1 protein-coding gene is annotated in these 1259 nt (G+C 66.3%); it reads left to right on the top strand.

Annotation, left to right across the window (positions count from 1 at the left end; all coding sequences use genetic code 11):
- Window positions 1-14 precede the first annotated feature (14 nt).
- Window positions 15-1259: AMP-binding protein (locus tag ACZ6B1_RS34200; RefSeq protein ID WP_468784655.1), on the top strand; the 1245-nt coding region annotated here is incomplete at its 3' end.

Genomic DNA, 1259 nt, shown 5'->3' with positions numbered 1-1259 from the left:
TGTTCGATCGGGGTGTGGCGGAGTTGTTGGTGGGGCGGTTTGTGGGGGTGTTGGAGCAGGTGGTGGCTGTGCCGGGGGTGTCGGTGCGGGGTGTGGATGTGTTGGGTGCTGGGGAGCGGTCGTTGGTGGTGGAGGGGTGGAACGGTTCGGGGTTCGGGGTGGGTGGGTCGTTGTTGTCGGATGTGTTCGAGGGGTGGGTGGCGAGGTCGCCGGGTGCGGTGGCGGTGGTGGCTGGTGAGGAGGCGTTGACGTATGGGGAGTTGGATGCTCGGGCGAATGCGTTGGCGTTCGAGTTGATCGGGTGTGGGGTGGGGCCGGATGTGGTGGTGGCGGTGGCTGCTGGGCGTTCGGTGGATTTGGTGGTGGGGTTGCTGGCGGTGGTGAAGGCGGGTGGTGCGTATCTGCCGGTGGATCCGCGGTATCCGGGGCCGCGGTTGGAGTATGTGTTGGCGGATGCGGATCCGTTGGTGGTGGTGACGGATCGGGTGACGGATGGGGTGTTGCCGGCGGTGGGGGTGCCGCGGGTGTATCTGGATGATGAGCGGCCTTCAGTGGAGCGGGCTCCGTCGGATGCCGATCGGGTCAGTCCGTTGCGTGCGGATCATTTGGCGTATGTGATTTATACGTCTGGTTCGACGGGTGCGCCCAAGGGTGTGCAGGTGTCGTTGCGGAGTGTGTGGTCGTTGTTCGCGGGGATGGGGCAGTGGGGTGCGGGGTTCGGGTCGGGGGATGTGTGGGCGTGGTGTCATTCGCAGGCGTTCGATTTCTCGGTGTGGGAGATGTGGGGTGCGCTGCTGCACGGGGGCACGACGGTGTTGGTGCCGTGGGATGTGGTGCGTTCTCCGGCTGATTTGTGGGAGGTGTTGGTTGAGCGTCGGGTGACGGTGCTGAGTCAGACGCCTGCTGCGTTCTATGCGCTGATCGATGCCCGTCCGGAGGGGGTGGTGGGTGGTTCGGCGTTGCGGATGGTGGTTCTGGGTGGTGAGGCGGTGGATCCGGCTCGTCTGCGGGGCTGGTGGCGGGTGGGGGTCGATGCGCCGTCGGTGGTCAATATGTATGGGATCACCGAGACCACGGTGCATGTGACGAGGCTGGAGCTCGGGCCGGGGGTGGGTCTGGGTGGTGGGTCGCCGATCGGTGTTCCGTTGGCGAACACCCGCACCTATGTGCTGGACGCGTCGTTGTCGCCGGTGCCGCCGGGTGTGGCGGGGGAGTTGTATGTCGCGGGTAGCGGCGTGGCGCGGGGGTATCGGGGTCGT

This window comes from Streptomyces sp. NPDC041129 (assembly GCF_055592265.1).
The sequence above is the reverse complement of the archived record's forward strand: the minus strand, read 5'-3'. Positions and strand labels throughout refer to the sequence as shown.